Source organism: Massilia sp. Masssp93 (assembly GCF_059491295.1).
Genome location: NZ_CP168502.1, coordinates 5,665,607 through 5,688,003, shown reverse-complemented (window position 1 = coordinate 5,688,003; position 22,397 = coordinate 5,665,607). Strand labels below are relative to the sequence as shown.

The window sequence follows — 22,397 nt, the reverse complement described above, 5'->3', positions numbered from 1 at the left end:
GCTCGTCAGGGCTCGCTGAAGATGGCGTCGCAGCCGTCTTTCTGTTCCTCGGTGTCCTGCAGCTCGTCGATGAGGCCGAGGTCGAACAGCTCCTCGACCGCGTTCATGAAGCTGTTCAGGGTGGCGGCGCCGATCAGGCGATAGATCTCGCCGGCGTCGTTGCGCACCCCGATCAGCATCGGCTCGTCGCGGACTTCCGCGGGCGGGGCCACGTCGAGCAGCAGGTTGCCGATGATGTGTTTGTCGAAATGAGGGGGCTTTTTACCTTCGAGCAGTGCAGTCTTCATGTCATCCTTCGTCGGCGGGGACGTGCCCCGCCCGGTGTTCGCCAGGCGCCGGCGCCGCCAGGTCCGGCGCGTCGAGCCGGGTGCGCAGGCGGCGCAGCGCGTGGTCCAGTTGTTCGAAATCGCCGTCGCCATAATCGGCGAACAGCTGCTTGCCGTGTGCGACCACGGCCGGAAACACATTATGGAACAGGGCATCGCCGGCCGCCGTCAGGCACACGCGGAACGAGCGCCTGTCGTCGCATTTGCGCACGCGTTCCACGAGGCCCTTCCGTTCGAGGCGGTCGATGACGCCGGTCAGCGTGCCCTTCGTGATCAGGGTCCGCTCGCCCAGTTCCTTGTAGGTCATGCCGGGCGTGTTGCCGAGGGTGGCGATGATGTCGAATTGCGGATGCGTCAGCCCATGCCGGCGCACCGGTTCGGCGACGAAGCGCTCGAACCCTTGCAGGCATTCGGCCAGCAGGCGCACACTCTTCAGATATCGTTCACCCATGAAACGATTATAGCCGCCAGCGCGGGCAGGCCCCAGCGCTTCGCGTTTTGCGTTCGGCCCCGTTACCATAGCAATCTTGCTAGACAACATTGAACGCTCCATGACCCAGCATCTGCGCGGCCTCCTTGCCCTCGTCGTCGTCGTCCTCGTATGGGGAACGACGTTCCCCGCGATGAAGGAATTGACCGTCTATTTTTCTCCCGTCTGGATCATCCTGACCCGCTTCGTCATCGCGGCGCTGCTGTTGTCGCCCTTCCTGTGGCGCGCGCGGCGCACCGACCTGGCGCTGGGCGCGACGCTCGGCGTGCTGCTGTTCTTCTGCTACCTGTTCCAGGTGGAGGGGCTGGCGCTGACCACGTCCAACCGCAACGCCTTCATCTGCGGCCTGAACGTGCTCGTCGTCCCGCTGCTGGGGCTGTTGGGAGGACGCCTGCCGGAGCGCCGCATCGTCGCCGCGCTGCTGCTCGCGGTGCTGGGACTGGTCTCCCTGTGCTGGGACGGCGGCGGTGGCTGGGGCCGCGGCGACACGCTCGCGCTGCTGGCCGCGCTCACGTTCGGCACCTATATCAAGGTCATGGAAATCTACACCCGCCGGGCGATCCGGCTGATGAGCGTGACGGCCGCGCAGATCGGCACGGTCGCCGTATGCGCCGCGCTGTGGCTGTTCGTGCGCGAGGTGCCGCGCGGCGCCGTCGGCATGGAAGAGGCCGCGAATTACTGGACCTACATCGGCCACGGCCTCGCGCGTTATTCTCCGAATTTCGCCTATCTGGGCGTGCTGTGCACGGCCGCCATCATCTCGATGCAGGCCTGGGGCCAGGCGCGCACGAGCGCCAACGAGGCGGCCGTCATCTATGCGTTCGAGCCCGGCGGCGCCGCGTTCTTCGCGTATTTCTGGCTGGGCGAGGCGATGGGCGGCCGCGGCTGGCTCGGCGCGGCATTGTTGATCTCCGGTATGATAGTCAGTCAATGGAATGCCGAAAGCCGGCCGGCCGCCGCGCTCGCCCCCGAGTAATGATCCCTGTTCGTTCCGATGCCGCACCTTGAACTGTCCCGCCTCGCGCAGGAGGCACCGCTGCGCGTGCTGCTCGTGCACGCCGGCGAGCCGGATGCGCTGACGTGGTCCGGCCTCGTGCAGCCGCTGCGCCTGGCGGCCAAGGTGCTGGGGCCCGGGCGCCTGCACGTGGACGTGCGCAGTCCGGACAAATTCACGGCCGACCACCGCCTGTGGCACCTCGTGCTGCTCGTCGCGGACGAATCCGAGGCCGGGCTGCGTCCCGCCAACCTGCGCGCCCTCGTCGCGCGCTGCCGCGCGGCGCCGGTCTGGGGTGGAGTCGGCGCCGGCGTGCTGTGGCTCGCGGAGGCGGGCGCGTTGAACGGTGCGCGCGCCGCGTTGCCGTGGTCGCTGTATCCGGACGTCGACATGCGCGCCGACCAGGCCCTGTTGAGCCCGCACCTGTACGAGATCGACGGCGCCCGCATCACCTGCTGCGGCGGCGCGGCCAGCATCGACTTCGCGCTCACGCTCGTCGACACGCTGTTCGGCGCGACGGTCCAGGCCCAGGTCAAGGAAATCCTGTGCGTGGACCGCGTGCGCGGCCCGGATGAGCGCCAGCGCGTCGCGCTGCAGGCCCGCTTCGGCGTGCTGCAGCCCAAGCTGACGGAGGCCGTCACCCTGATGGAAGCGAACATCGAGGAACCGCTGTCGACCGACGACATCGCCCAGCTGGCTGGCGTGTCGCGCCGCCAGCTGGAACGCCTGTTCAAGCAATACCTGGGCAGCCTGCCGTCGCGCTACTACCTCGAACTGCGCCTGCAGCGCGCCCGCCAGCTGCTGCGCGACACCAACCACTCCATCGTGCAGGTGGGCCTGATGTGCGGCTTCTCGTCCGGCTCCCATTTTTCCACTGCCTTCGGCGCCCTGTTCGGCAATACCCCGCGGGAAGAACGCCAGCGCAAGCTGAGCCAATAACCGGGGTCAGAGCCCGATTTTTGGCAATTTCCCGCCGCAAAATATTAAAATTTCGACATTTCCAGAATCAGGGCTCTGACCCCGGTTTTTTGTTGCTCGTCCAAAAATGAAAATGCCTGTCGCAGTTTGGAAAGAACGGCAAGGTTTGGCTTCTCTATAATGAGTCGCTCGGCGCGGCTGCTGGAGTCCGCGCAACCTTTACTTGGATGAGGAAAACGTCATGAATGCTAAGCTCGAATCGGGTGTCACCACGCGGCCTGTCACACGCCAGACTTTCGACGAGGTGCTCGTACCGACCTATGCGCCGGCCGCGATGGTCCCGGTGCGCGCTTCGGGCCTGGACGTCTGGGACCAGGAAGGCAAGCATTACCTCGACTTCACCTCCGGCATCGCCGTATCGAGCCTGGGCCACTGCAACCCGGTGCTGGTCGACGCGATGACCCGCCAGATCAACACGCTGTGGCACCTCGGTAACGGCTACACGAACGAGCCCGTGCTGCGCCTGGGCGCCGCGCTGACGGAAGCGACGTTCGCCGACCGCGCATTCTTCTGCAACTCCGGCGCGGAAGCCAACGAAGCGGCCTTGAAGCTGGCCCGCAAATACGCGCACGACAAGTTCGGCCCGCACAAATCGCGCATCGTGTCGTGCTATTCCTCGTTCCACGGCCGCACGCTGTTCACCGTGTCGGTCGGCGGCCAGTCGAAATACACCGAAGGCTTCGAGCCGCTGCCGCCGGAAATCAACCACATCAACTACAACGACATCGCCTCCGCGCGCGCCGCCATCGGCGACGACGTGGCGGCCGTGATCGTCGAGCCGATCCAGGGCGAGGGCGGCGTGATCCCGGGCGACATCGAGTTCCTGAAAACGCTGCGCGAACTGTGCGACAAGACCGGCGCGCTGCTCGTGTTCGACGAAGTGCAGTCGGGCGTGGGCCGCACCGGCGCGCTGTACGACTACATGAACGTGGGCGTGACCCCGGACATCCTGACGTCGGCCAAGGCCCTGGGCAACGGCTACCCGATCGGCGCCATGTTGACCACGAACGAGATCGGCCAGCACCTGTCCGTCGGCTCGCACGGCACGACGTACGGCGGCAACCCGCTGGCGACGACCGTGGCGCTGAACGTGATCGAGCAGATCAACCAGCCGGCGTTCCTCGCCCGCGTGCGCGAAGCCAGCGCAAAAATCTTCGCCAATCTGGAGAAGCTGGTCGTCGATTACCCGCAGCTGTTCACCAAGCCGCGCGGCAAGGGCCTGCTCATCGGCCTGCCGATGGCCGAGGCGAACAAGGGCCGCGCCAAGGACTACACCAAGACCGCCGAAAAGCTCGGCCTGATGCTGCTGATCGCCGGTCCGGACGTCGTGCGTCTCGCGCCCGCGCTGGTCGTGTCGGACGAGCAGATCGCGGAAGCGGATCGCCTCATGCGCCAGGCCGCCGACGCGTTCCTCGCCGGCTGACCTCCGCACCACCCGGCCGGAAGGGGGGCACCCCAGCCCGGCCGGGTTCCGTTCGTTCGATGCCTTTGTCGGGAGTTTCCATGTATGTAGTCCGTCCGGTAGAACCAGCGGATGTCGGCGCCCTCGAGACGCTGCTCGCCGCGTCCACGCCGGGAGTGCACACGCTGCCGCGCACGCGCGAAAAGATCGCCGCGTTCGTGGAGCGTTCGGTGGCGTCGTTCGCCGCCCACGTCGACATCCCCAGCGAAGAGTCCTACCTGTTCGTGCTCGAAGACGTCGAACGTCGCGAGCTGGCCGGCACCGCCGCGATCCACGCGTCGGCCGGCTCCAACGGCACCTATTTCGCGTTCCGCAACGATGTGATCCAGCAGGTCTCGCGCGACCTGAACATCAGCCACAGCGTGCATGCGCTGACCCTGTGCTCGGAGCTGACGGCGTATTCGCAGCTGTCCGGCTTTTATATCCGCGACCGCGACACGGCCCGGCGCGAAGCGGCTCTGCTGTCGCGTGCCCGCTTGCTGTACGCCGTGCTGGCGCCGCACCGCTTCGGCGACCGCTTCTTCGTGCCGCTGGCCGGCGTCACCGACGACGCGGGCCAGTCGCCCTTCTGGGATGCGCTGGGCCGCAAGTTCTTCAAGATGGATTTCCTCGACGCCGAACGCACGATCGGCGGCGCCCGCAACCGCACGCTGATCGTCGAGCTGATGCCGCACTACCCCGTGTACGTGCCGCTGCTGCCCGGCCCCGCGCAGGCCGTGATGGGTCAGATCCATCCGAGCGGCGAACTCGCGTTCGACCTGCTGACGGAAGAGGGTTTCGAGGCCGACGAATACATCGACATCTTCGACGGCGGCCCGATCCTGCAGGCGCACAAGCACGCGCTGCACTCGTTCTCCGGGTCGATGGTGAGGAAGGTCGCGAACGCCGAACTGCAGCCGCCCACGCGCGGCGGCAAGGCGGCGATGGTGAATTACGCGGTGGCCAGCAGCGAGCGCAAATTCCGCGCGATCGTGCTGCCGTGCGACCCGGCCGAGAGTGCCGACGCCATCTGCCTGCCGCCCGCGGCACGCGAGGCGTTGGGTGTCGAGACCGGCGACAGCGTCATCTGCGTGCGGATCTGACGCTTTGGAAAACAATGAGGAACCCATGCTCGTAATCCGCGCAATCACCCTGAACGACATCGATCCGCTGATCGAGATGGCGCGCCAGGTCGGCAGCGGCATGACCACGCTGAAGCCGGACCGCGCCATGCTGGGCGAACGCGTCGAGACCGCGGTGGCGTCGTTCGCGCAGACGATCCCGCCCGAGGAACGCGACTACATGTTCGTGATGGAAGACACGTCCAACGGCCGCCTGGCCGGCGTGTGCGCCATCAAGGCCGCCGTCGGCCTGACCGAACCGTTTTATAACTACCGCATCGGCACGCTCGTCCACTCAAGCCGCGAACTGAACGTGTTCACGCGCATGGACACGCTGTATCTGTCGAACGACCTCACGGGTTCGACGGAACTGTGTTCGCTGTTCCTGATGCCGGAATACCGCACGGGCTACAACGGCAAGTGGCTGTCGAAAAGCCGCTTCCTGTTCATGGCCCAGTTCCAGCACCTGTTCACGGAAAAGATCATCGCCGAGATGCGCGGCTACCAGGCGGAGGACGGCACGTCCCCGTTCTACGAAGGCCTGGGCCGGCATTTCTTCAAGATGGATTTCAACCACGTCGACGGCCTCACGGCGCTCGGCAAGAAATCGTTCATCGCCGAGCTGATGCCGCGCCAGCCGCTGTACGTCGCGTACCTGCCGGAAGACGCGCAGGCCGTGATCGGCCAGGTGCACCGCTCCACGCTCCCGGCACGAAAGCTGCTGGAACAGGAAGGCATGCACTACGAGGGTTACGTCGACATCTTCGACGCCGGCCCCGTGCTGCAGGGCCGCGTGGCCGAACTGCGCGCCGTGCGCGACAGCGTGCTGGCCGTGGCCGCGGAAGGCCAGCCTGGCGGCGAGGGCGAAGTCACGCTCGTATCGAACACGAAGCTCGACGATTTCCGCATGGTCCTCACGCATGCCTGCGACGGCGGCCGCAACGTGGCCCTGTCGGTGCGCGAACTGCAACTGCTGCATTGCCAGGCGGGCGACCCTGTCCGCTCCCTGGCCCTCAACGTAAGGAAGAACAATGTCTAACGTTTCCAACTACATCGGCGGCGCATGGCTGCCCGGCAGCGGTCCGCTGCTCGCGACGATCGACCCGTCCACCGGCCGCCAGACCTGGACCAGCAACGAATCCACCGCCGAAGACGTGGACCGCGCCGTGCAGGCCGCCCACGCGGCCTTCGAAGGCTGGGCCCTCACGCCGCTCGAACAACGCATCGCCATCTGCCAGCGCTTCCGCGACCTGCTCAAGGAGCACAACGAGGAACTGGCCGCCATCATCGCCGAGGAAGTGGGCAAACCCTTGTGGGAAGCGCGCACCGAAGTGACGACGATGGCGAACAAGGTCGACATCTCGGTGCAGTCGCACGCCGCGCGCACCGGAGAAACGAGTGCCAAAGTCGCCGACGGCAACGCCGTGCTGCGCCACCGTCCGCACGGCGTGTTCGCCGTGTTCGGCCCGTATAACTTCCCCGGCCACCTGCCGAACGGCCACATCGTGCCCGCGCTGATCGCGGGGAACACGCTCGTGTTCAAGCCGAGCGAATATGCGCCGCGCACCGCCGTGCGTACCGTGCAGTTGTGGGAACAGGCCGGCCTGCCGCAAGGTGTGCTGAACCTCGTGAACGGCGGCCGCGCCACCGGCGTCGCGCTGGGCCAGGCCGACGTCGACGGCATCCTGTTCACCGGCAGCAGCCAGACCGGCGCCGCGCTGCATAAACAGTTCGGCGGCCAGCCGGGCAAGATGCTGGCGCTGGAAATGGGCGGCAACAACCCGCTCGTCGTCTGGGACGTACAAAACGTCGACGCGGCCGTGCACCACGCCGTCATGTCCGCGTTCATCTCGGCCGGCCAGCGCTGCACGTGCGCGCGCCGCCTGATCGTGCAGGACACGCCCCAAGGACAAGCCTTCATCGACCGCCTCGTGGAAGTCGCCAGCAAGCTGGCGGTCGGCCCGTCGAACGCGGAGCCGCAGCCGTTCATGGGCCCCGTCGTCTCGGCCGCCGTGGCGAAACGCCTCGTGCAGGCGCAGGCGATGATGGAAGCGCAGGGCGGCAAGGTCTTGCTGCGCATGCGCCAGCTCGACCCGGACGCGGGCTTCGTCACGGCCGGCATCGTCGACGTGACCGATGCGACGGGCATCCCGGACGAAGAGTGGTTCGGTCCCCTGCTGCAGGTGGTCCGCGTGGCCGATTTCGACCGCGCCATCGACGCCGCCAACGCCACCGAATTCGGCCTCGCCGCGGCATTGTTGTCGCCGTCGGAAGACCTGTGGAAGCGCTTCGCGATCAAGGCGCGCGCGGGCGTCGTCAACTGGAACCGTCCGACGACGGGCGCCGCCAGTTCCGCGCCGTTCGGCGGCGTGGGCAAATCGGGCAATCATCGTCCGAGCGCCTATTACGCGGCCGACTACTGCGCGTACCCGGTCGCCTCGATCGAAACCTCCGAACTGGAAATGCCGGCGAAGCTGTCGCCCGGCCTGACCTTCTGACACCATGCGCAACGCACGCGAATTCAATTTCGACGGCCTCGTGGGCCCGTCGCACAACTACGCCGGCCTCTCGTTCGGCAACGTCGCCTCGTTCAACAACGTGAAGAGCGCGTCGAACCCGCGCCTGGCGGCGCTGCAGGGCCTCGCCAAGATGCGCACGCTGGCCGCGCGCGGCTTCGCGCAAGCCTTGCTGCCGCCGCAGGCGCGTCCGAATTTCAGGCTGCTGCGCCGCCTCGGCTTTACGGGCACGGACGCCGACGTATTGGCGCAGGCGTACCGCGAATCGCCCGTGATCCTCGCCTGCGCGTACTCCGCGTCGCCGATGTGGACGGCGAACGCCGCCACCGTCAGCCCGTCGGCCGACACGCAAGACGGCCGCGTGCACTTCACGGCCGCGAACCTGAACAATAAACTGCACCGCGCCGAAGAACATGTGCAGGCCACGCGCACCTTGCGCGCCCTGTTCGCGAACAGCGACCGCTTCGTGGTGCACGACCCGCTGCCGTCGACGCCGGCGTTCGGCGACGAGGGCGCCGCCAACCACACGCGCTTCGCCGGCGCCCACGGCGCGGCCGGCGTCGAATTCTTCGTGTACGGCCGCGTCGAGTTCGACCCGTCCGCACCGGCACCGACGAAATACCCGGCACGCCAGACGCTGGAAGCCTCGCAGGCCGTCGCCCGCCTGCACGGCCTGGACGCCGCGCGCACCGTGTTCGCGGCGCAGAATCCGGACGTGATCGACCAGGGCGTGTTTCATAACGACGTGATCGCGGTCGGCAATGGCAACGTGCTGTTCTATCACGAGCAGGCCTTCGCCGATGAAGCCGCGACGCTGGAATCGCTGCGCCGCGCGCTCGGCGCGACCGGCACCGACCTGCGCGCCGTGCGCGTGGACACGGGCGTCGTGCCCGTCGCCGACGCCGTCGCCAGCTACCTGTTCAACAGCCAGCTGCTGTCGAAACCGGACGGCGGCATGGCCCTCGTCGTGCCGCACGAATGCCGCGAGGTCCCGACCGTGGCGCGCTACCTCGAGCAGCTGGTGACGAGCGGAAGGTCGGGAAACTGCGCCATCGACGAACTGATCGAATTCGACCTGCGCCAGAGCATGCGCAACGGCGGCGGCCCCGCGTGCCTGCGCCTGCGCGTCGTGCTCACGGACGACGAAGCGGCCGCGATGCACCAGGGCGTGCTGATGACCGACGATTTATACGCGCGCCTCGTGCCGTGGGTCGAGCGCCATTACCGCGACCGCGTCGAGCCGAAAGACCTGGCCGATCCGCAGCTGGCCATCGAGTGCGCGGCCGCGCTGGAAGAGCTGGAACGCATCCTCGGCTTGCCGGGGCTGTATGATCTGTCATGATTCGTAGGGTGGGCACCCCCGTGCCCACGCGGACGCCGGCATCACGCTAACGTTACGCGTAAGCTCGGGGAGCCCACCCTACAGTAAAGGATAGTTTCCGGTAACAAGGAAGCAAGAATCTGGACGGGACAACCCTGTCCATACAAGCCGGGAACATGTGGCCACAAGCCGTGACGAACCCGGCGCAACTATCAGCTTTGGAGAAGCAAATGAACAAAGACATGCCTCACGATCTGCGCACGCAAACCCTCGCGCTGGTCAACGAGAACAAGCCGGCCGGCGCCCCTGAGCAGGTGGGCGCGCTGATCGGCGCCTGGATCGGCGCCCTCGACGAGGACGACCTCGCCGGCATCGATCCGCGCAACCTCGCCGCCATCCTGTGGGACGCTTTCGCCCAGGTGGCGCAGCGCACGACCGACGGCTGCCAGATCGCGGAGAATCGCTACACGGACGGGCGCTGCGGCATGTCGACGTCACTGCTGATCCTGAACGAGGACATGCCCTACCTCGTCGACTCGTTCGTGATGGCGCTGCGCCGCCAGCGGGTCGTCGCGTCGGGCGTATTGAATACGGTGCTGCCGGTGCGCCGCGACGCCGCCGGCCGCGTGGTTGCCGTCGGCGAAGCGGGCGCGCCGCTGGAATCGTATGTCCTGTGCCTGCTGGCCGAAGACCTGCCGCAGGACGAACTCGCCGAACTGGTCGCGCGCATCCAGATGGTCGCGCGCGACGCCGCCATCGTGCACCGCGACGCCGTCGCCATGGCCGACCGCATGACGGCCGTCGCAGCAGCGGCCAGCGCGCAAGGCACGCCGGGTGGCCAGGAAGTCGCCGCGTTCCTCGACTGGGCCAAGAACGAAGGCTTCGAGCCGTTCGGCTACGCGTATTACTTCGTGAAGCCGGGCGTGCGCGAGCTGGAACGCGACATCCCGAGCCGCATCGGCGTGCTGCAGGACACGGCGCACCCCGTGTACGGCACCTGCCTGCAGAACATCCCGGGCGACTTCGAGATCCTGTCCAAGCGCGACGAGACGCTGTCGATCGTGAAGGCCGACGTGGCCGGCACCCTGCACCGCGACCAGCCGCTGGACTTCATCGGCGTGCGCGACACCGACACGCAGGGCAACACGATCGGCGAACACTGCTTCGTCGGCCTGTTCACCCGCGCCGCCACCGCGACCCCGCTGGCGCGCCTGCCGTTCGCGCGCGGCCGCGTGGCGCAAGTGCTGTCCATCGCCGGCGTGCGCCAGGAAGGCTTCCGCGCCGAGAAATTCCTCGAGATCCTGGAATCGCTGCCGCGCACCGAAGCGCTGGAAGCGGACCCGGAGTGGCTCGCCCAGGTGTGCAGCTCCGTCGTCTCGCTGTACAAGCAGCCGCGCGCGAAAGTGTTCGCCCGCCGCGACGTGTACCAGCGCCACCTGAACGTCCTCGTCTACCTGCCGCGCGAGCGCTACAGCGCCGCCGTCGTCGCCGCGCTGGCGCAGGCGCTGAAGGACAGTTCGGGCGCCGTCGACGTGCGCACGCAGACCCTCGTCGCCGATGGCCCGCTGGCCCGCGTGTACCTGATCGCGCAGGCCGCGCGCTATCCGCTCGACCTGGAAACCGACATCCAGAAGCCGCTGCTGTCCGTGCTGGACGGCTGGCATGACCGCTACACCGCGCTGACCGACACGGTCGAAGACGTCCCGACCCGCAACGCGCTGCGCAAGATCCTGCCCACGCTGCCCGTGAACTACGTGGCCGCCACCGCGCCGGAAATCGCCTTCCGCGACGTCGGGGCGATCCTCGCGAACGGCCAGCAGGGCCACGTGTCCGTCCGTATCGAGACGGATGAAGCGGGCGTCACCTCCCTGCGCCTGTACTCGACGGGCACGATGCCGTCGCTGTCGCGCATCCTGCCGGCGCTGCAGAACGCGGGCGTCGCCATCGACCGCGAACAGAGCTTCTGGATCGACACGGCCGACGGCACCCGCCGCTACATCACGAGCCTGATCGTCGACGCGGATTCCGCCGCCAAGCTGGCGAAACCGGGCGTCGTCGACGTGGCCGACGAACTGTTCGCCGCGCTGTTCAACGACGAAGCGGAAGACGGCCGCCTGAACGGTCTCACGATCGAAGGCGGCCTGTCGATGCGCGAAGTGCAGCTGGTGCGCGCCTACATCAGCTACTGGCGCCAGGCCGGCAGCAAGTTCTCGACCCGCTACATGGCAGAAACGCTGCGCCCGCGCGCGGCGCTCGTCAAGGAGCTCGTGGAAGGCTTCGCGCTGCGCTTCGATCCGGCGTTGTCGGACGAGGAACGCGCAGCGGGCGACGCCAAGCTGGCCGCGCTGAAGGCGGGTCTCGCCACCGTCAACCACGCCGACACCGAGGAAATCATGGCCGCGCTGGTCGACCTCGTGATGGCGACCGTGCGCACCAACTACTTCCAGGGGACGGCCGAAAATCGCGGCGACAAGATCATCTTCAAGTTCGACACGAGCCACCTGGCACTGGTGCCGGAACCGCGTCCGTTCCGCGAGATCTACGTGTTCTCGCGCCGCTTCGAAGGCCTGCACCTGCGCGGCGGCCCGGTCGCCCGCGGCGGCCTGCGCTGGTCCGATCGCATGGAAGACTACCGTACCGAAGTGCTGGGCCTCGTGAAGGCGCAGATGGTCAAGAACGCCGTCATCGTGCCGGCCGGTTCGAAGGGCGGTTTCGTCTGCAAGCAGATGCCGAAGGATGCCGCACGTGACGTCGTCGCGGCCGAAGGCGAAGCCGTCTACCGCCTGTTCATCGCGAGCCTGCTGGAAATGACGGACAACCGCGTGCGCGGCGAGATCGTGCCCCCTGGCGACACCGTGCGCTACGACCAGGACGACCCGTACCTCGTGGTGGCCGCCGACAAGGGCACCGCGACCTTCTCCGACATCGCCAACAGCATCGCCGTCTCGCGCGGCTTCTGGCTCGGCGACGCGTTCGCGTCGGGCGGTTCGAACGGCTACGACCACAAGAAGATGGGCATCACGGCGAAGGGCGCGTTCGAAGCGGTGAAACGCCACTTCTACGAGATGGGCCACGACATGAACACGACCCCGGTGACGATGGTCGGCGTGGGCGACATGTCGGGCGACGTGTTCGGCAACGGCGTGCTGCTGTCGCGCCAGCTGAAAGTGCTGGCCGCGTTCGACCACCGCCACATCTTCCTCGACCCGAATCCGGACGTCGTCGTCTCGTTCAACGAGCGCAAGCGCATGTTCGCGCTGCCACGTAGTTCCTGGGAAGACTACGACAAGGACCTGATCTCGGAAGGCGGCGGCGTGTTCCCGCGCACCGCCCGCCACATCGAGCTGTCGCCGCAGGTGCGTGGAGCGCTCGACATCGCCGAGACCTCGCTCACGCCGGAAGAACTGATGCACCGCATCCTGCTGGCACCGGTCGACCTGTTCTACAACGGCGGCATCGGCACCTACATCAAGGCGTCGAACGAGACCCACGCGCAGGTGAAGGACCGCGCCAACGACAACATCCGCGTCAACGGCAACGAGCTGCGCGTGAAGGTCGTGGCGGAAGGCGGCAACCTGGGCGCGACCCAGGCCGGCCGTATCGAATTCGCACTGGCCGGCGGCCGCATCTTCACCGATGCGATCGACAACTCGGCCGGCGTGGACTGCTCCGACCACGAAGTCAACGTCAAGATCTGGCTCGACACCGAAGTCAATGCGGGCCAGCTGGAAGAGGGTGAGCGCAACCGCCTGCTGACGGAAATGACGGGCGATATCGAGAAGCTGGTCCTGCGCGACAACACGCTGCAGACGCACCTGCTGGTGCGCGAGGCGCAGGCGCAATCGAACAGCGCGGTCGTCGACGGCTATGCCGCGCTGATCGCGAGCCTGGAGGCGGAAGGCGCCGTGTCGCGCGAGCTGGAACAGCTGCCGAGCGAGACGGAACTGCAGCGCCGCAAGGCCCTCGGCCTGGGCCTCACGACGCCGGAACTGGCCGTCGTCGTCGCCAACGTCAAGAACCGCTTCAAGCGCCTGCTGGCCGCGCTGCCGCTCACCGGCCTGCCGTGGGCCGAGACCATCCTGCGCCCGTACTTCCCGGCGCAACTGGTGGCGACGCGCGATCCGCTGGCGCACCCGCTGGCCAATGCGATCCTCGCGACCGTGCTGGCCAACGAATCCGTCAACCGCTGCGGCCCGCTGATGCTGCGCGACCTGGCGCTGGAACACCGCATCGACGACGCCGAGGTCGTGAAAGCGTGGGGCCAGGCCTGGGCCGCGCTGCACCTGGCGCACGTGTTCGAGGCGCTGGACCATGACGCGCTGGTCGTGCCGCGCGACGTGTCGCAGACGGTCGATGCGCGCACCCGCGTGATGCTGCGCACCGTGATCGAAGGCGTGCTGTCGCTGCCGGCGGAGCAGGCCGGCGCCGGAGGCATGGAAGAGCTGTCGAACCTGTTCGCCCAGCCGGAGCAACTGCGCCAGCTGATGCCGGCGAAGTCGGATGCCGATGCGCAGGCCGGCCTGTCGTCGTCGTTCGTGCAGGCGTGGAAAGCCGTCGATACGGTCGAATCGCTGGCCGCCTTCCTGTTCGCGGCCGTCTCCGTCCAGCGTCCGCAGGGCATGTCGCTGGCCGAGTTCCTGCGCGTCGGCATGCTGTTGCGCGAGCAGGCCGGCATCGACACGCTGGAGCGCGGCCTCAAGCTGCCGGCCATCAGCAAGTCGCAGGAACAGCTGCGCAACTACGCGCTGCAGGCCCTGCGCCGCACGCAGCAACGCCTGCTGCTGGAGGTGCTGGAAGCGAGCCGCGCCACCGGCGACATGCAGGCCGCGGTGCGCGAGCTGACGGCGGCGATGGGCCTGTCCGGCGGCTATGTCCAGCCGACCGACCTCGAACAGGCGATGCTGGCCGTGTGGTCGCTGTCGGAAGGTTCGAGCCCGGACCGCATCGCAGCGGGCACCGCGGCCCTCACCGTCGCGACGCTGGCGTAACGCGATGGCGGCCGCTTCGTTCGCTCAGTTGGATACCTTGCCGAAGGAGATCCGGGCGCTGGCCCAGGCCGACTTCGGCGAGGTGGCGGCCCGCTTCGCAGGCGCCGGCTTCACGGTCGGCCAGCCTGCGAAGGGCGTGCTGACGGTGAAGTCGGCCGTGCCGTCGCGGCATCGTCCCGCCGTGCTGCTGTCGGTGGGCGTGCACGGCGACGAGACGGGGCCGATCGAGATGGTGGCCTACGCCATCGAGGCGCTGTCGCGCGCACCCTCAGCACTCGCGGTGGACCTGATGCTGTGCGTCGGGAACATCGACGCGATCGCGGCCGGCAAGCGCTTCATCGATGCGGACCTGAACCGCATGTTCCGCGACCAGCGCGGCGACCTGGCAGGCACCTTCGAGGCCGGCCGGGCGGACGCGCTGATCGCGGCGACCGCCGGCTTCTTCGACGGCAGCGGCCCGCGCCGCTGGCACCTCGACCTGCACACGGCGATCCGCGGATCGCGCTATCCCCGTTTTGCGATCGTGCCGGAACTGATCGCGGCCGAAGCGCGCCGTGAGCTGATTGCGTGGCTGGGTGTCGGCGGCATCGAAGCCGTCATCATGAACCCGGCCTCCGCCGGCACGTACAGTTACTGGACGGCCGAACGGCACGCCACCGCGGGCACCACCGTGGAACTGGGGCGCATCGGCACGCTGGGCCAGAACGACCTGGCGCAGTTCGCGGCGATGGCGGCGGCCTTGCACGGACTGCTGCGTGGTTCGACGGCGGGAGAGGGCAAGGCGCCCATGGTGTTCAATACCGCGCAGTCGATCACCAAGCTGTCCGATGCGTTCACGATGAGTTTCGGGCGCGACACCGAGAACTTCACGCCGCTCAAAAAGGGCGACGTGATCGCGCGGGATGGCGATACGGTTTATACCGTTCAGCACGACGAAGAGTATGTCGTGTTCCCGAATCCGGACGTGCGGGTCGGGCTGCGGGCGGGGATCATGGTCGTCCGCGCGGATTGATCGTGCCTGGCACCGCCGGTTGAACGCGTGGGCACGGGGTGCCCACCCTTGTATCTTGAGCGTGTTGGTGATTAGCTACCACTAACTGAGGTGAAGACCAGCTTGTGCCCACCCTGAAGGCGTTGACCTTGTGGAGTAGATTAGGCCTTTCACCTCTCCCCACCCCATGACTGAACACTGGACGGTATCCGAGGGCTCTGACCCTGCATGTACAAGGCGGGTGTGGAGTGGATAGGGAAAATCAAGAACACAAGGAAGATCAAATGTTTTATCTTGGCGTAGACGTTTCGAAGAAAAAACTGGACTGCATGCTGCTCGATACTAAGAACGGCAAGTTGAAGTCCAAATCGTTATCCAACACAAAGGCTGGATTCGAAGAACTGATTGAATGGCTGGCCACAAACAAAGCGCCTGATGCGCATGTGATCATGGAGCCGACCGGTGTGTATCACGAACCGGCCGCGCTGGCGCTGACCGATGCGGGCTTGAAACTGTCACTGGCTAATCCGGCCCAGCTGCGGCAGTTTGCCCAAGGACTGGGCGTCAAGAACAAGACCGATAAAGCCGACAGTACCGTACTGGCGCGCTACGGCGAGACATTGAAACCCGTAGCTTGGCAACCGCCGTCGAAATCTGCGCGTCACCTGAAAGCCCTGCTGACGCGCCGTGACGCTATTGCCGATGATTTGCAGCGCGAACAAAACCGTCAGGAGGCTATCGATTTCGGTGTATCACCGGACGAGGTCAAGCAGTCGATCATGCAGTCGCTCAGGTTTTTGCAGGCTGAGCTCAAGCGTCTGGAACAGATGATCGAAGAGCATATCGACAACGATCCTGATTTGCGCAACAAGCAGGATCTGCTGGAGACGATTCCTGGCGTGGGCGAGCGTGTCTCGAGTAACCTGACCGCGCTGTTTGCCGCTAAAACCTTCGACACTGCCGAGCAACTGGCCGCTTATCTTGGCCTGGTGCCGGTACAGTGGGACTCAGGTTCGTCGGTGCATAAACGTCCTCGCCTATCCAAGGCTGGCCCATCGCACCTGCGCAAGCTGCTTTACATGCCAGCCGTGGTGGCCCGGCGCTGGAACCCTCACATCAAATCCTTCAGCGACCGTTTGCTCGCCAAAGGCAAGACCAAGATGGCCGTCATCGGTGCCTGCATGCGCAAGCTGGCCCACCTGTGCTTTGGTGTTGTGCACTCAGGCAGGCCATATGACCCGAATTACGCCATGTGAAGCTTGACGCACAAGACGGTATCTACGTTGGCGTTACGGGTAGGGTGGGCGGCCTCCGCCCACGCGTCCAACGCACGTATCCGTTCCCGAAAAGCGCGTTTTAACCGCGCGCGCTAGACTATCCCTTTATGCATGCATTTGGTGGGCACGGGGTGCCCACCCTACGTCAAGGGAGTGCACCACCCATGAGCAAGCTGTTTTCTCCGATCCGACTCGGCCCGCTCGAGCTGGCCAACCGGATCGCCATCGCGCCGATGTGCCAATACTCCGCCGACCGGGGCTTCGCGACCGACTGGCACATGATCCACCTCGGCCATCTCGCGCTGTCCGGCGCCGGTCTCCTGATCATCGAGGCGACGGCCGTGACGGAGGAGGGGCGCATCACCCACGCCGACCTGGGCCTGTGGTCCGACGAGCACGCGGCCGCGCTGGAGCCGGTGGTGAACGCCATGCGCAAGCACGCGCCCATCAAGATCGCCATCCAGCTCGCCCACGCGGGCCGCAAGGCGTCGAGCGAGGTGCCGTGGCAGGGCGGGGCGAACATCCCGGCCGGCCAGGCGAACGGCTGGCAGACCGTGGCGCCGTCCGCGATTCCGCATGCGGCCGGTGAAACCGTGCCGCTGTCGCTCGATGCGGCCGGCATGCAGCGCGTGAAGGACGGCTTCGTCGCCGCCGCGCGCCGCGCCGATGCGCTGGGACTGGACGCCATCGAACTGCACGGCGCCCACGGCTATCTGCTGCACCAGTTCCTGTCGCCCCTGTCGAACCGGCGCGAGGACGCGTACGGCGGTTCGCTGGACAACCGCATGCGCTTCCCGCTCGAGGTGTTTGAGGCAGTGCGCGCCGCCGTGGCGCCCGAGATGGCGGTCGGCATGCGCATCTCGGCCAGCGACTGGGTCGAGGGCGGCTGGGACCTGGACCAGAGTCTCGTGCTGGCGCGCGCACTCGAAAAGCTCGGGTGCCAGTTCATCCACGTGTCGAGCGGCGGGGTGTCGCCGCAGCAGAAGATCCCCGTCGGCCCGGGCTACCAGATCGAATTCGCCGCCCGCATCAAGGCGCAGACGTCGATGCCGACCATCGGCGTGGGCCTGATCACGGAAGCGAAGCAGGCCGAGACGATCGTGCAGACGGGCCAGGCCGACATGGTGGCGCTGGCGCGCGCCATGCTGTACGACCCGCGCTGGCCGTGGCACGCGGCGGCGGAACTGGGGGCGACGGTCAGCGCGCCGCCGCAGTACTGGCGCTCGCAGCCGCACGAATTCAAGCACCTGTTCGGCGACACGCGCCTGGGCCAGCGCTGACCGTCGCCCGCCGCGACCGTTCGTCCCGTCTTTTCTACCGCCTGTCGCATGCCGCGGGCGGGTGCCGGATGCCCTTGCTACAGTGGCATGGTCGGCCTTGCCGCGCCATCCACTGACAACAAGAAAAGGACATCATGCGTACTCCGCTCGCCATCGCCATCACTTGCGCCGTCCTCGGCGGCTGCGCCATCATCGTCAATCCGAACGGCGATGGCGACTATCAGGTCCGCACGCCGTTCTCCGACGACAGCGTCGAAGGCAACGGCGCGTTCGCGCACGACGAACGCGCGATCGCCACAGTGCCGGGACTGGAAGTGAACGGCACCATCACGGTCGACGTGCGCGTCGGCCCGGCCACGTCGCTGGTCGTGGAGGCGGACAGCAACCTGCTGCCGTTCATCCGCACGGAACTGCGCGGCGACCGCCTCGTCATCGAGAAGGAGCGGTCGTTCCGCACCAATCATGCCGTGCGCGTGACCTATACCGTGCCGCGCCTGACGGACGTGCGCCATAACGGTTCCGGCCACCTGACCGTGCAGGACCTGAACGGCGCGCCGCTCGTCGTGGCCGAGCAGGGCTCGGGCTCGGTGCTGCTGACGGGCCGCGTGGCCAGCCTGGATGCGGCGATGAACGGTTCGGGCAGCATCGATGCGGCGACCTTGCAGAGCGGCGGCGGCACCGTGTCCATGAGCGGTTCCGGCCGGCTGGTCGTCGGTCGCATGCAGGGCGAGCACGTGACGGCGAACCTGAACGGCTCGGGCCAGCTGCGCGTGGCGGGCGCCGTGCGCAGCCTGGCGGCGCGGTCGAACGGGTCCGGTCACCTGGACCTGGCCGACCTCGCGAGCGAGCAGGCGGACCTGTCGGCGACGGGATCGGGCGGCATCACGGCGAACGTGAAGCAGTCGCTGGTCGCGCAGAACAGCGGGTCCGGCGGCATCCGCGTGTACGGCAATCCCGCGCAGCGGACCGTGCGCGGGACGCTCATCCAGGTCGTGAATTGAATGTGGTGGGACGCGTGGGCACGGGGTGCCCACCCTACGAGAGCACGTAGGGTGGGCGGGGAGGTAATGCCGGGGGCATTGCCTCCGCCCACGCGTTCGACGCACGCAGGCTCAGAGCAGGTGATCCAGCAGCTCCGGCCCGAACACCTCGCGATACAGACGCCCCGCCGGCACGCCGGCATGCAGCAAATCGAGCCACTGCGCCTGCATGAACTTGTGCGGTCCGCACAGGTACACGTTCGCTTCCTCGCGCGGCCATGCCGGCAGCCTGGCCACGTCCATGCGGCCCTCGATGACGCCGGCGGCGCCTTGCGCGTCTTCGTGGAACGTCACGACGGACAGGTTCGGCATCACGGCCTGCAGCGCGTCGACTTCCGCACGCAGCGCATGGTGGGCCGCATCGCGGGCGGCATGCGCGAAGATCACGCGGCGCTGCGGATTCACGCCGGCCACGCGCTTCAGTGCGGAGACCATCGGCGTGATGCCGACGCCGGCCGACAGCAGCACGAGCGGCTTGTCGCCTTCCGTCTCGGGCGTGAATTCGCCGAACGGGTGCGATACCTGCAAGGTGGCGCCGACTTTGACGTTCGCGTGCAGCCAGTTCGACACTTCGCCGGCCGGCGTGTCGTCGATGCTGTCTTCGCGCTTGACGGAGATGCGCAGGCTTGCGCCGTCGGGCGCATCGGACAGGCTGTACTGGCGCAGCTGGTGGCGGCCGCCCGGCAGGTCGACGGCGACGCTGACGTACTGGCCCGGCCTGAACGCGGGGACCGGTTTGCCGTCCGCCGGGACGAAGCGGATCGACAGCACGTTGAAGCTTTCGGTCGTGACGTCGGTGACGCGCATCGGGCGGGTCTCGCCCGGCTGGATGCCGGCCGTGCTGTACATCTTCGCTTCCGCTTCGATCAACAGCCTGGCCAGCGAGTTATACGCTTCCTTCCAGGCGTCCAGCAGCGGCGGCGTGGCGGCGTCGCCCAGCGTGGCGGCGATGGATTCCAGCAGGTGCTTGCCGACGATCGGGTAGTGCTCGGCGCGGATGCCGATCGACACGTGCTTGTGCACGATGCGCTCGACGACAGGACCCAGCGCGCCCGGATTGCCGATGTTGGCCGCATAGGCGAACACCGCCGATGCCAGCGATTGCTGCTGCGCCCCACTTGCCTGGTTGCCCATATTGAAGATGCGGGTCAACTCGGGATGCGCGCCCAGCATGTTCGTGTAGAACAGCTTGGTGATCGTCAGGCCATGCAGGCGCAGGACGGGGACGCTGGCATCGATGTAGGGGCGGGATGCTTCGGAAATCATCTTGGTTCCTTTAATTATGCATTTAAAATGCAGATTTACGGTTCAAAAAAAGGCCCGCATGGCGGGCGTTGCCAACATATCATCAAGATACTGATGAGTTAATCCTCACTCACCGGCTCCGTGGCCGGCAGCCTGCTTCTTGCTGCCGCGCCATCCCAGAACATCCGGTGCATGCGCATGACTTGCTCGCCGGTATTGCCGGCCGTGGCGTGGGCCAAGGTAAAACGGTCCATCGCGTCGTAGAAGGCCTTCATGCCGGTGCGCAGCATGCCGCGCAGCTGGCAATCCAGCTTCAGCGCGCAGTCGGTGCCTTCGCAGTCGACCAGCTCGTCGTCCTCGCCTTCCAGCTTGCGCAGCACCTGGCCGATCGTGAGCGTTGCCGGATCGGCCGCGAGGCGAAGGCCACCGTTGCGTCCGCGCGTCGCCTGCACCCAGCCCAGCTTCGCCAACTGCCCGACCACTTTCACGAGGTGGTTCAGCGGGATGTCGAACTGCCTGCCGATCTCGGCCACCGTCACCGGTTGCGTACGTTCTCCCGCCCGTTCCAGATAGATCAGGACACGCAGGCCAATATCGGAGAATCGAGTGAGTCGCATCGGGTAAGCTCAGTAGGTACCGGCGTATTCTACCTGCACGGCCGTATTCTACCTAAATCTGCATAAAAAATGCATATTTAAGTGAAGTATTTTTTTGCGGCACTGAAAGCAGCCCCGGAAACTGGCCCTATAATCGCGGACTTTGGGTGCTTATATCGCATCCACATAACACATATAATCAGCGCCACCCGCGCCAAGAGGACACGTCGTGAACCAGACCCTGGGCCAAAAGCTCATCCGCACCAAGACATCCGAGCACAAATCGGATGACGGCTCCGCCCACGCCCTGGGCCGCTCGCTGGGCCTCTTTCCCCTGACCATGATCGGCGTCGGCGCCACGATCGGCACCGGCATCTTCTTCACGATGGTGGAAGCCGTGCCGAAGGCCGGTCCGGCCGTCGTGCTGTCGTTCCTGATGGCCGCCGTCACCGCGGGCCTCACGGCGCTGTGCTATGCCGAGCTGGCCAACCGGGTGCCGGCCGCCGGGTCCTCGTATTCCTTCGCCTACGCCACCGTGGGCGAGTTCGCCGCCTTCATCGTCGCGGCCTGCCTGCTGCTGGAGTATGGTCTCGCGGCCAGCGCGACGGCCATCGGCTGGTCCGATTACCTGAATAACTTCCTGCAGAACGCGCTCGGCTGGCAGATTCCCGATGCGCTGCGCTCGCCCATGATCGTCGCGGGCAAGACCGGCGGCGTCGAATTCCACGCCGGCCAGATCAACCTGCCGCCGATCCTGCTGGTGGTGCTGTGCTGCGTGCTGCTGATCCGCGGCACCAAGGAATCGGCGACGACGAACGCCATCATGGTGCTCATCAAGCTGGCGATCCTCGTGTTCTTTTCCGCGATCGCGCTGTCCGGCTTCGACATCCACAACTTCCACCCGTTCGTCTGGCCGGCGACCGGCAAGGGCATCGGCGGCCTGGCCGGCGTGACGGCGGCGGCGGGCACCGTGTTCTTTTCGTTCATCGGCCTGGACACCATCGCCACGGCCGGCGAAGAGGTCAAGGACCCGACGCGCGACGTCCCGATCGGCATCCTGGCCGCCCTCTGCATCGTCACGGTGTTCTACATGCTGGTGGCGATCGCCGCCCTCGGCGCCCAGCCGGCCGCAATGTTCGCGGGCCAGGAAGCGGGCCTCGCCGTGATCCTGCAGAACGTGACCGGCAAGGCGTGGCCCGCGCTCGTGCTGTCGGCCGGTGCCGTCATCTCCGTGTTCTCCGTGACGCTGGTGACGATCTACGGCCAGACGCGCATCCTGTACGCCATCTCCAAGGACGGCCTCGTGCCGAAGGCCTTCCGCACCGTCAATCCGCGCACGCAGTCGCCGGTGACCAACACGCTGATCGTCAGCGTCGCCGTGGGCATCGTCGCGGGCCTCGTCGACTCCACCTTCCTGTGGGACATGGTGAGCATGGGCACGCTGGTCGCGTTCATCGTCGTGTCGGTCGCGGTGCCGGTCATCCGCCGCAAGCAGGGCGAAACAGGGCGCAAGGGTTTTCGCGTGCCGTTCGGCCCCTACCTGGTGCCGGGGCTGTCGATCCTCGCCTGCCTGTATCTCGTGGGCGGCTTGTCCAGCACGACCTATACCGTGTTCACCATCTGGATGACGGTGGCCGTGCTCACCTATTTCGGCTACGGCATCCGCAACAGCCGCTTGAACAAGGTGGATGCGGCGCAGGCGGAGTTGACGCATTGAAGTGACCACGTACGCATAACAACGTCGTCCCTGCGAAGGCAGGGACCCAGGTTGTACGCGTATCGGCTGCGCTCGC

General features: G+C 66.7%; 17 protein-coding genes. 13 read left to right on the top strand and 4 right to left on the bottom strand.

Annotated elements, in window-relative coordinates; translation table 11 throughout:
• Positions 1-5 precede the first annotated feature (5 nt).
• Positions 6-287: a hypothetical protein gene (locus tag ACEN9Q_RS23655; RefSeq protein WP_056448331.1), complete on the bottom strand. Its 282-nt coding sequence runs from the start codon at positions 285-287 to the stop codon at positions 6-8.
• A 1-nt stretch (position 288) separates the two neighbouring features.
• A complete protein-coding gene (locus tag ACEN9Q_RS23650; protein ID WP_082548296.1) occupies positions 289-777 on the bottom strand; it encodes a MarR family winged helix-turn-helix transcriptional regulator in 489 nt (162 codons plus the stop codon).
• Positions 778-877: 100 nt separating this feature from the next.
• On the opposite strand from ACEN9Q_RS23650, the gene ACEN9Q_RS23645 reads away from it, so the two are divergent.
• From ACEN9Q_RS23645 to ACEN9Q_RS23590, 12 genes are all read left to right on the top strand, one after another.
• The gene (locus tag ACEN9Q_RS23645) at positions 878-1,792 is read left to right on the top strand and encodes a DMT family transporter (RefSeq protein WP_495626239.1); all 915 of its coding nucleotides are present in this window, start codon (positions 878-880) and stop codon (positions 1,790-1,792) included.
• Positions 1,793-1,810: 18 nt separating this feature from the next.
• Entirely contained in the window at positions 1,811-2,749 is a 939-nt protein-coding gene (locus tag ACEN9Q_RS23640) for a GlxA family transcriptional regulator (RefSeq protein WP_495626238.1), read from the top strand.
• Between the two features lie 220 nt (positions 2,750-2,969).
• Positions 2,970-4,211: an acetylornithine/succinyldiaminopimelate transaminase gene (locus ACEN9Q_RS23635; protein ID WP_495626237.1), complete on the top strand. Its 1,242-nt coding sequence runs from the start codon at positions 2,970-2,972 to the stop codon at positions 4,209-4,211.
• An 80-nt stretch (positions 4,212-4,291) separates the two neighbouring features.
• On the top strand, positions 4,292-5,332 hold the full coding sequence (locus tag ACEN9Q_RS23630; RefSeq protein ID WP_495626236.1) for an arginine N-succinyltransferase: 1,041 nt from the start codon (positions 4,292-4,294) through the stop codon (positions 5,330-5,332).
• Between the two features lie 25 nt (positions 5,333-5,357).
• On the top strand, positions 5,358-6,389 hold the full coding sequence (astA, locus tag ACEN9Q_RS23625) for an arginine N-succinyltransferase (protein WP_056438633.1): 1,032 nt from the start codon (positions 5,358-5,360) through the stop codon (positions 6,387-6,389).
• Entirely contained in the window at positions 6,382-7,848 is a 1,467-nt protein-coding gene (gene astD, locus ACEN9Q_RS23620; RefSeq protein ID WP_495626235.1) for a succinylglutamate-semialdehyde dehydrogenase, read from the top strand. The genes astA and astD overlap by 8 nt, the downstream gene beginning before the upstream one ends.
• Positions 7,849-7,852: 4 nt before the next feature.
• Positions 7,853-9,208, top strand: a complete 1,356-nt coding sequence (astB, locus tag ACEN9Q_RS23615) for an N-succinylarginine dihydrolase (protein WP_495626234.1) — start codon at positions 7,853-7,855, stop codon at positions 9,206-9,208.
• Between the two features lie 209 nt (positions 9,209-9,417).
• Positions 9,418-14,175 (top strand): NAD-glutamate dehydrogenase domain-containing protein, encoded by a 4,758-nt coding sequence (locus ACEN9Q_RS23610; RefSeq protein WP_495626233.1) that lies wholly within the window; start codon positions 9,418-9,420, stop codon positions 14,173-14,175.
• A 4-nt stretch (positions 14,176-14,179) separates the two neighbouring features.
• On the top strand, positions 14,180-15,187 hold the full coding sequence (locus ACEN9Q_RS23605; RefSeq protein ID WP_495626232.1) for a succinylglutamate desuccinylase: 1,008 nt from the start codon (positions 14,180-14,182) through the stop codon (positions 15,185-15,187).
• A 263-nt stretch (positions 15,188-15,450) separates the two neighbouring features.
• Complete coding sequence (locus tag ACEN9Q_RS23600; RefSeq protein ID WP_495625417.1) at positions 15,451-16,422, top strand: IS110 family RNA-guided transposase; 972 nt, start codon at positions 15,451-15,453, stop codon at positions 16,420-16,422.
• 185 nt (positions 16,423-16,607) lie between these two features.
• Entirely contained in the window at positions 16,608-17,723 is a 1,116-nt protein-coding gene (locus tag ACEN9Q_RS23595; protein WP_495626231.1) for an NADH:flavin oxidoreductase/NADH oxidase, read from the top strand.
• 134 nt (positions 17,724-17,857) lie between these two features.
• Complete coding sequence (locus ACEN9Q_RS23590; RefSeq protein ID WP_495626230.1) at positions 17,858-18,724, top strand: head GIN domain-containing protein; 867 nt, start codon at positions 17,858-17,860, stop codon at positions 18,722-18,724.
• Between the two features lie 111 nt (positions 18,725-18,835).
• On the opposite strand, the gene ACEN9Q_RS23585 is transcribed toward ACEN9Q_RS23590, so the two are convergent.
• Together ACEN9Q_RS23585 and ACEN9Q_RS23580 are read right to left on the bottom strand one after the other, a co-directional pair.
• Entirely contained in the window at positions 18,836-20,029 is a 1,194-nt protein-coding gene (locus ACEN9Q_RS23585) for a globin domain-containing protein (RefSeq protein ID WP_495626229.1), read from the bottom strand.
• A gap of 98 nt (positions 20,030-20,127) precedes the next feature.
• Complete coding sequence (locus ACEN9Q_RS23580; RefSeq protein ID WP_056438607.1) at positions 20,128-20,625, bottom strand: RrF2 family transcriptional regulator; 498 nt, start codon at positions 20,623-20,625, stop codon at positions 20,128-20,130.
• A 208-nt stretch (positions 20,626-20,833) separates the two neighbouring features.
• Between ACEN9Q_RS23580 and ACEN9Q_RS23575 the strand changes: the two genes are divergently transcribed.
• Positions 20,834-22,321 carry an APC family permease gene (locus tag ACEN9Q_RS23575; protein ID WP_495626228.1) on the top strand — a complete coding sequence of 496 codons (1,488 nt, stop codon included), beginning with the start codon at positions 20,834-20,836 and terminating at the stop codon, positions 22,319-22,321.
• Positions 22,322-22,397: the final 76 nt, after the last annotated feature.

Coding starts and splice junctions, on each gene's coding strand:
- ACEN9Q_RS23655 (WP_056448331.1), bottom strand. CDS start 287: ATGAAGACTGCACTGCTCGAAGGTAAAAAGCCCCCTCATTTCGACAAA.
- ACEN9Q_RS23650 (WP_082548296.1), bottom strand. CDS start 777: ATGGGTGAACGATATCTGAAGAGTGTGCGCCTGCTGGCCGAATGCCTG.
- ACEN9Q_RS23645 (WP_495626239.1), top strand. CDS start 878: ATGACCCAGCATCTGCGCGGCCTCCTTGCCCTCGTCGTCGTCGTCCTC.
- ACEN9Q_RS23640 (WP_495626238.1), top strand. CDS start 1,811: ATGCCGCACCTTGAACTGTCCCGCCTCGCGCAGGAGGCACCGCTGCGC.
- ACEN9Q_RS23635 (WP_495626237.1), top strand. CDS start 2,970: ATGAATGCTAAGCTCGAATCGGGTGTCACCACGCGGCCTGTCACACGC.
- ACEN9Q_RS23630 (WP_495626236.1), top strand. CDS start 4,292: ATGTATGTAGTCCGTCCGGTAGAACCAGCGGATGTCGGCGCCCTCGAG.
- astA (WP_056438633.1), top strand. CDS start 5,358: ATGCTCGTAATCCGCGCAATCACCCTGAACGACATCGATCCGCTGATC.
- astD (WP_495626235.1), top strand. CDS start 6,382: ATGTCTAACGTTTCCAACTACATCGGCGGCGCATGGCTGCCCGGCAGC.
- astB (WP_495626234.1), top strand. CDS start 7,853: ATGCGCAACGCACGCGAATTCAATTTCGACGGCCTCGTGGGCCCGTCG.
- ACEN9Q_RS23610 (WP_495626233.1), top strand. CDS start 9,418: ATGAACAAAGACATGCCTCACGATCTGCGCACGCAAACCCTCGCGCTG.
- ACEN9Q_RS23605 (WP_495626232.1), top strand. CDS start 14,180: ATGGCGGCCGCTTCGTTCGCTCAGTTGGATACCTTGCCGAAGGAGATC.
- ACEN9Q_RS23600 (WP_495625417.1), top strand. CDS start 15,451: ATGTTTTATCTTGGCGTAGACGTTTCGAAGAAAAAACTGGACTGCATG.
- ACEN9Q_RS23595 (WP_495626231.1), top strand. CDS start 16,608: ATGAGCAAGCTGTTTTCTCCGATCCGACTCGGCCCGCTCGAGCTGGCC.
- ACEN9Q_RS23590 (WP_495626230.1), top strand. CDS start 17,858: ATGCGTACTCCGCTCGCCATCGCCATCACTTGCGCCGTCCTCGGCGGC.
- ACEN9Q_RS23585 (WP_495626229.1), bottom strand. CDS start 20,029: ATGATTTCCGAAGCATCCCGCCCCTACATCGATGCCAGCGTCCCCGTC.
- ACEN9Q_RS23580 (WP_056438607.1), bottom strand. CDS start 20,625: ATGCGACTCACTCGATTCTCCGATATTGGCCTGCGTGTCCTGATCTAT.